Origin of the sequence: Pseudomonas sp. KB_12, assembly GCF_052114545.1 — a bacterium.
Lineage (GTDB): Bacteria > Pseudomonadota > Gammaproteobacteria > Pseudomonadales > Pseudomonadaceae > Aquipseudomonas > Aquipseudomonas brassicacearum.
Genome location: NZ_JBFREY010000052.1, coordinates 21,119 through 28,041, shown reverse-complemented (window position 1 = coordinate 28,041; position 6,923 = coordinate 21,119). Strand labels below are relative to the sequence as shown.

7 protein-coding genes are annotated in these 6,923 nt (G+C 62.7%); 2 read left to right on the top strand and 5 right to left on the bottom strand.

What is annotated here, in order from left to right:
- Window positions 1–364 precede the first annotated feature (364 nt).
- The 3 genes from cueR to AB4Z20_RS26435 all read right to left on the bottom strand — a co-directional run bounded on the left by cueR (window position 365) and on the right by AB4Z20_RS26435 (window position 3,763).
- Window positions 365–766: a Cu(I)-responsive transcriptional regulator gene (cueR, locus tag AB4Z20_RS26445; protein ID WP_214512990.1), complete on the bottom strand. Its 402-nt coding sequence runs from the start codon at window positions 764–766 to the stop codon at window positions 365–367.
- Window positions 763–3,156, bottom strand: a complete 2,394-nt coding sequence (locus tag AB4Z20_RS26440) for a heavy metal translocating P-type ATPase (RefSeq protein WP_442091005.1) — start codon at window positions 3,154–3,156, stop codon at window positions 763–765. Before AB4Z20_RS26440 ends, cueR begins: the two co-directional genes overlap by 4 nt.
- Before the next feature lie 223 nt (window positions 3,157–3,379).
- Window positions 3,380–3,763, bottom strand: a complete 384-nt coding sequence (locus tag AB4Z20_RS26435; protein ID WP_214512992.1) for a hypothetical protein — start codon at window positions 3,761–3,763, stop codon at window positions 3,380–3,382.
- Between the two features lie 148 nt (window positions 3,764–3,911).
- Here AB4Z20_RS26435 and AB4Z20_RS26430 point away from each other — a divergent pair, with 148 nt between their 5' ends.
- The gene (locus AB4Z20_RS26430) at window positions 3,912–4,109 is read left to right on the top strand and encodes a heavy-metal-associated domain-containing protein (protein ID WP_214512993.1); all 198 of its coding nucleotides are present in this window, start codon (window positions 3,912–3,914) and stop codon (window positions 4,107–4,109) included.
- A gap of 95 nt (window positions 4,110–4,204) precedes the next feature.
- The gene (locus AB4Z20_RS26425; protein ID WP_258690297.1) at window positions 4,205–5,407 is read left to right on the top strand and encodes a multidrug effflux MFS transporter; all 1,203 of its coding nucleotides are present in this window, start codon (window positions 4,205–4,207) and stop codon (window positions 5,405–5,407) included.
- Window position 5,408: 1 nt separating this feature from the next.
- On the opposite strand, the gene AB4Z20_RS26420 is transcribed toward AB4Z20_RS26425, so the two are convergent.
- A complete protein-coding gene (locus AB4Z20_RS26420; RefSeq protein ID WP_165826052.1) occupies window positions 5,409–5,579 on the bottom strand; it encodes a hypothetical protein in 171 nt (56 codons plus the stop codon).
- 243 nt (window positions 5,580–5,822) lie between these two features.
- A complete protein-coding gene (locus AB4Z20_RS26415) occupies window positions 5,823–6,836 on the bottom strand; it encodes a zinc-binding alcohol dehydrogenase family protein (protein WP_442091001.1) in 1,014 nt (337 codons plus the stop codon).
- Between the last annotated feature and the right edge of the window lie 87 nt (window positions 6,837–6,923).

The window sequence follows — 6,923 nt, the reverse complement described above, 5'->3', positions numbered from 1 at the left end:
TGGATGGCCCTTCGCGGCGGCCCACGGAGCAATGCCGGAGTGAGGGCACACCGAGCCTAGGCGAGGTGCCGAGTGGTGGGGCAAAGCGCTTTTGGTTACTTTTGGCGCTCTTCCAAAAGTGACCCGCCGTAAGGGCGGAACCCTAAGCCGCCGTTACCGCAGAAATGGATATACACACCAACCCCAAAATCCCGCTCGTAAAAAACTACGCCTCGAAACGGAACATCAAATCTCCGCTAACGGCTTAAGTGAACAGCATTAGGCCAATGGCCGTGCTTTTTGTAGCTGCAAAAAAAATCAGCCTCACCGCCAATCCCTTGTGGGAGCGAGCAAGCTCGCTCCCACAAGGGATTGGCAGTGGGCATCAATTCTGGCAACACCCCGACGCCAGTTCCTTGAGAATCGGGCAATCCGGACGGTGGTCGCCGTGGCAGTGTTCCACCAGGTCCTGGAGGGTGTCGCGAAGCTCGGCCAGTTCTCGGATTTTCTGGTTCAGTTCTTCGATGTGCTGGCGGGCGAGGGCCTTGACGTCGGCGCTGGCGCGTTCGCGGTCTTGCCAGAGGGTCAGCAGTTTGCCGACCTCTTCCAGGGAAAACCCCAAATCGCGAGAGCGCTTGATAAAGGCCAGGGTGTGCAGGTCATCGGCGCCGTAGATCCGATAGCCGCTGTCGGTACGATGGGCGGCCTTGAGCAGGCCGATGGATTCGTAATAGCGGATCATCTTCGCGCTCAGGCCGCTCTGGCGGGCCGCTTGGCCGATGTTCATCGCTTGTCCTCCAGCTGCTTGGGTGTCCAGAACTTCAACAATAATGCATTGCTTACCACGCTGACGCTCGACAGCGCCATGGCCGCGCCGGCCAGCACCGGGTTGAGAAACCCGAAAGCCGCCAGGGGGATGCCGATCAAGTTATAGACGAACGCCCAGAACAGGTTCTGGCGGATCTTGGCGTAGGTCTTGCGGCTGATGTCCAGCGCCGCCGGCACCAGTCGCGGATCGCCGCGCATGAGGGTGATGCCCGCGGCATGCATCGCCACGTCGGTGCCGCCGCCCATGGCAATGCCGATGTCGGCGGCGGCCAGGGCTGGAGCGTCGTTGATGCCGTCACCCACCATCGCCACCACCGAATGGCCCTTCAACTGTTGGACGATGGCGGATTTGTCCGCTGGCAAAACCTCGGCATGGACATTGGATATCCCCAGCGCCTGGGCCACGACCCGGGCGCTGCCTTGATTGTCGCCGGTGAGCAAGTGGCTGGCGATGTGCTGTTCATTCAAGGCCTGTACCGCGGCGAGGGCACCGGGCTTGAGCGTGTCACCGAAGGCGAACAGGCCCAGCACCCGAGGCGTCGCGCCTTGTTCGATCAGCCAGGACAATGTGCGGCCTTCGGTCTCCCAGGCCTGTGCCGACTCGGCCTGCGAGCCGGGGTCCAGGCCCAGTTCGTCCAGCAGGCGTCGATTGCCCAGGGCCAGGCTGCGCCCGTCGAGGCTGCCGGCGATACCGCGTCCAGCCAGGGACTGGCTGTCGCTGACATCCGCCACGTCCAGGCCGCGCTCGGCGCAGGTGTCCAACACGGCTTTGGCGAGAGGGTGCTCACTGCCGCGTTGCAGGGCGCCGGCCATTTTCAGCAGCGCATCTTCATCTCCCTCCAGAGCCGTCAAGTGGGCGATGCGCGGCGTGCCGGAGGTCAGCGTGCCGGTCTTGTCGAACACTACGGTGTCGACTTCATGGGCGCGCTCCAGGGCCTCGGCGTCCTTGATCAGAATCCCGTGGCGAGCGGCCACGCCGGTGCCGGCCATGATCGCCGTGGGCGTCGCCAGGCCCAGGGCGCAGGGGCAGGCGATCACCAGCACGGCGACGGCGTTGATCAGCGCGGTTTCCAGTGGCGCACCGTACAGCCACCAGCCGATCAACGTCGCCAGGGCCAGCACCAGCACCACCGGTACGAACACCTGGCTGACTTTATCCACCAGTTTCTGGATCGGGGCCTTGGCGGCCTGGGCGTCTTCTACCAGGCGAATAATGCGCGCCAGAACGGTTTCGGTACCCAGGGCCAGCGTGCGGACCAGCAGCCGACCTTCGCCGTTGATGGCGCCGCCGGTAACTTTGTCGCCGGGCTGCTTGGGCACCGGCAGGCTTTCGCCGCTGATCAGCGCTTCGTCGGCGTGGCTCTGGCCTTCCAGTACTTCGCCGTCCACCGGGAAGCGTTCGCCGGGCTTGACCAGCACCCGGTCATTCAAGCGCAGGGCACTGATGGCAACATCCCGCTCCTGGCCATCAATCACCTGGATCGCCCGCTCCGGGCGCAAGGCCTCGAGGGCGCGAATGGCGCTGGCAGTCTGGCGCTTGGCGCGGCTTTCCAGGTATTTACCGAGCAGTACCAGGGCAATCACCACGGCCGAGGCTTCGAAATACAGGTGCGGCATGCCGCCAGGGCGGGCGATCACCCATTCATAAAGGCTCAGGCCGTAGCCGGCGCTGGTGCCCAGGGCCACCAGCAGGTCCATGTTCCCGGCACCGGCACGCACGGCCTTGAAGGCGGCGACGTAGAAACGCGCACCGAAGATGAATTGCACCGGCGTCGCCAGGGCGAACTGCACCCAGGCTGGGAGCATCCAGTGCACGCCGAACGGCTGTAGCAGCATCGGCAACACCAGCGGCGCGGATAGCGCAATCGCCAGCACCAATATCAGGCGTTCACGGTTCAGACGGTTGGCCTGCGTGTCGGCGGGCTGTTCGGCCTGCCAGACAGTGGCGTCATAGCCGGCGCGCTTGACCGCATCGATCAGGGTTTGCGGATCCACCTGGCCGAGCAGTTCGAGGTGGGCCCGCTCATTGGCAAGGTTGACGCTGACACTGTTCACACCGTCGACCTTGCCCAGGGCGCGTTCGACCCGGCCGACACAGGAGGCGCAGGTCATCCCGTCGATGTTCAGCTCCAGGGTTTGCACGGGGACGCTATAGCCGGCCTGTTCGACGGCTTGCATCAAGGCCGGCAGGCTGCCTTCAGGGGCCTGCACACGCGCCAGTTCAGTCGCCAGGTTCACACTGACAGCGCGGGTGCCGGTGACTTTGCTCAAGGCCCGCTCGACTCGCCCGGCGCAGCTGGCGCAGGTCATGCCGGCAATCGGTAGATCGAACGTGGTGGATTCGGACATCGGTCAGGCTCCCTGTAGTGAATGACTACAGGATCAACCTTGCCATGCTGGCAAGGTCAAGCGCCAATCCAAAAAGCGCTGCCGACTCCTAATATGAGATCTGGCTCTGTGGGAGCAAGGCTTGCCCGCGATGAAAGCACCGCAGCTTTCTGAATGACCGCGGCGCCTGGATCGCGAGCAAGCTTTGCTCCCACAAAGCTTGCCCACAGGGGCAAGAGGTGTGTTAGTAACCGAGCCCGGCCTGCTTGAGGTACATGCCTTGTTCATTCATGGCGATGCGGAACTTCAGGATGTCACCGGCCCTGAGCGTGATGTTCTGCGACCCTGGCGCGAGCATGCCCGGGTTGCACCCCGGTGCCTGGCCTGGCAGCAACTTCAGGCGTAAGGAGAACTGGCCCGGCGGCAGGTTGAACGAGGTGCTTTGCTCTTGGAACAGCCTGGCCGAGAGCTGATCCTGGATGTAGATGCCGATTTCGCAATTGGTCGCCACTTCCAGGCGCTCGCGAGAAATGATCAACACGCCGTAGTCTTCGCCAGCGGCCGATGCCTGGGGCGCCACCGCTGAAAAACCGAGCATGCAAAACAGGCTGAACGCTGACCAGCGCATGGCTGAACCTCCGGTGTTAAATCCTTGATGTGTGCAGCTTGGCTGAGCGCGATGTCGATTGCCAGCCCGGCAGTTTTTGTCAGAACTTGACCTTGCCATGATGGCAAGCTTGAGACTGCTGGCAACCTCAATCCCAAGGAGTCATCTCATGCAAACTTTCAATGTCCAGGGCATGTCCTGCGGTCACTGTGTCAAGGCCATCACCCAGGCTGTCCAGGCCAAGGACCCGGCGGCCGATGTGCAAATCGACCTGGGTGCCAAGACTGTCCAGGTCCAGAGTTCGTTGCCGGCCGATGCCGTGCTCGCGGCCATCAAGGAGGAGGGCTATGAGGCCAGCCCTGCTTGAAGTTTTTTAATCGTTAGCGACCTACCGGAATGTTCAAGAGCGTCCGGCACGGCTAGACTGTCGGGCTGTCGAACGACGCCTGAGCTGGACGCCCGATGAACCTGCGAACCATTCTGATTCTTGGCGCCTTGAGCGCTTTCGGTCCCTTGGCGATCGACTTCTACCTGCCTGCCTTTCCGGCGATGGCTACGGCTTTCGGTACCGACGAAAAACACATTCAATTGACCCTGGCGGCTTATTTCCTCGGCTTATCCATCGGGCAACTGGCCTATGGGCCGGTGGCGGATCGCTTCGGACGGCGCATTCCATTGCTGACCGGCGTCGGCCTGTTCACCCTGGCCTCCCTGGCCTGCGCCTACGCGCCGAGCCTGGAATGGCTGATCGGCGCCCGCTTCGTCCAGGCCCTGGGTGGATGCGCCGGGATGGTGATCTCGCGGGCGGTGGTCAGCGACAAATGCGACGCGGTGGGTTCGGCCAAGGTGTTTTCGCAATTGATGCTGGTGATGGGCCTGGCGCCGATTCTCGCGCCGATGCTCGGCGGGTTGCTGGTGAACCTGCATGGCTGGCAGTCAATCTTCATTGCCCTGACCGTGTTCAGCGCATTGGCGTCGACGGCGGTGGCCTTGTGGCTGCCGGAAAGCTTGCCGGACCATGTGCCTCGGCAACCGTTGTCGGGGGCGTTGCGCCAATATGGCCGGTTATTGACCGACACCGTCTACCTCGGCCATGCACTGACGGGGGGCATCGCTATCGCTGGGATGTTTGCCTACATCGCCGGTTCGCCTTTCGTCTTCATCAAGCTCTACGGGGTACCGGCCGAACACTTCGGTTGGCTGTTCGGCACCAACGCGGCGGGCTTCATCCTGGTTGCCCAGGTCAACGCCCGGCTGCTGTCCAAGCGCGGCCCGGCGTTCCTGCTGAGCCGCGCGGTATGGGTCTACCTGGGGGCCGGGCTGAGCCTGTTGGCCGTCAGTTCATTGCAACCTGCGCAGTTGTGGCCGCTGCTGGTCCCGCTGTTTATCTGCATCGCCAGCCTGGGTTGTATCCTTCCCAACGCCTCGGCCTGCGCCATGAATGGACAGGGCGCCCGGGCCGGCAGTGCTTCGGCGATGCTGGGATGCCTGCAGTTTTCCGTAGCCGCTGGGGCCGCCTCGTTGGTGGCGGCATTGCATGACGGCACCGCCGTGCCCATGGCACTGGTCATCAGCCTTTGCGGGCTGTTGGTGGTGAGCGCAACGATGCTGAGTCGTCGCCTGCAAAATGCCCGGGCGCTGGCCCAGGCCAGTCGCGAGGGCTGACTCAGCCGGCCGCGCGCTGTTGTTGTTCGGGGAAATGATGGGGCGCGAGGATCCGCGCTTGCAGGGTGCTGGCGAAGGCCTGGGCCTCGGCCTCGGTACGGAAGGTGACGACGTGCTGGTCAAGGCGCACTTGCCATTGGGATTTTGCCACTTCTTTTATCAGGATCTTCATTGCTGACCTCCTCACGAAAAGATTGCGTTGCAAAGGCCTCGAGTGTAGACCCGAATGCGATCGCAATTGTGACAAGGATCAATTCTCGGACTGACGGTGCAGTTCCAGGTTGATGCAACACCTGTGGGAGCGAGCTTGCTCGCGATAGCGGTAGACCCGCCGACATCAATGTTGCCTGACCTGGCCCCATCGCGAGCAAGCTCGCTCCTACAGGATTGTTTGCAGGGCGACTGCCCAGTGCCGTCAGAAACCTTCAAGCACAATCTTGCCCTTGGACTTGCCGCTTTCCAGCAAGGCATGCGCCCGGCGCAGGTTCTCGGCGTTGATGGTGCCGAAATGCTCGCCAACCGTGGTCTTCAGTGTGCCAGCGTCGATCAGGGCGGCCACGCGGTTGAGCAGTTTGTGTTGTTCAAGCATGTCGGCCGTCTCGAACAGGGAGCGGGTGTACATGAATTCCCAATGCAACGACAGGCTCTTGCGCTTGAGCTTGGTCACGTCCAGCGCCTTGGGATCGTCGATCAGCGCCAGTTTGCCCTGGGGCGCGAGGGCTTCGACCAACTGGTCCAGATGCTGGTCGGTCTGGGTCAGGCTGGCGACGTGAGTCACCTGGGGCTGGCCCGCTTCTTTCAACACTTCGCTCAATGGCTGGCTGTGGTCAATCACCAGGTCGGCCCCCAGGTTGCGCACCCAATCCTGGGTCTGCACACGGGACGCGGTGCCAATCACCTTCAGCCCGGTGAGTTGGCTGGCCAGTTGCGTCAGGATCGATCCCACGCCGCCCGCAGCGCCGACGATCAACAAGCTCTGGCCCAGGTCGCTTTGGCCTTCCTGGATTTGCAGGCGCTCGAACAATAACTCCCAGGCGGTAATGGCCGTCAGCGGCAGCGCCGCCGCTTCGGCGAAACCGAGGGTCTTGGGCATGTGGCCGACGATGCGCTCATCCACCACGTGCAGCTCGCTGTTGCCGCCGGCCCGGGCGATGGAACCGGCGTAGAACACCTGGTCCCCGGCCTTGAACAGCGTGACCTCGCTGCCCACCGCCTTGACCACACCGGCCACGTCCCAGCCCAGCACCTTGGCTGCGCCGTCTTCGGGCTGGACGTTCTGGCGGACCTTGGTGTCCACCGGGTTGACCGAAATAGCCTTGACCTCCACCAGCAGGTCCCTGGGACCGGCGACCGGTTCCGGCAGCTCAATGTCCTGGAGCGATTGCGGGTCAGTGATGGGCAACGAGTGGTAGTAGGCGATGGCTTTCATGAAGGGGTTCCGTGAGATGAGTTCGATGAAAGCCATGTTTAGCTATTTATCGTCGAGATAAAACCGGCTAAAAGAACAGGCTCTTTC

What these genes read in the sequence shown, in the direction of transcription:
- cueR (WP_214512990.1), bottom strand. Translation starts at nt 766, where the DNA reads ATGAACATCGGCCAAGCGGCCCGCCAGAGCGGCCTGAGCGCGAAGATG.
- AB4Z20_RS26440 (WP_442091005.1), bottom strand. Translation starts at nt 3,156, where the DNA reads ATGTCCGAATCCACCACGTTCGATCTACCGATTGCCGGCATGACCTGC.
- AB4Z20_RS26435 (WP_214512992.1), bottom strand. Translation starts at nt 3,763, where the DNA reads ATGCGCTGGTCAGCGTTCAGCCTGTTTTGCATGCTCGGTTTTTCAGCG.
- AB4Z20_RS26430 (WP_214512993.1), top strand. Translation starts at nt 3,912, where the DNA reads ATGCAAACTTTCAATGTCCAGGGCATGTCCTGCGGTCACTGTGTCAAG.
- AB4Z20_RS26425 (WP_258690297.1), top strand. Translation starts at nt 4,205, where the DNA reads ATGAACCTGCGAACCATTCTGATTCTTGGCGCCTTGAGCGCTTTCGGT.
- AB4Z20_RS26420 (WP_165826052.1), bottom strand. Translation starts at nt 5,579, where the DNA reads ATGAAGATCCTGATAAAAGAAGTGGCAAAATCCCAATGGCAAGTGCGC.
- AB4Z20_RS26415 (WP_442091001.1), bottom strand. Translation starts at nt 6,836, where the DNA reads ATGAAAGCCATCGCCTACTACCACTCGTTGCCCATCACTGACCCGCAA.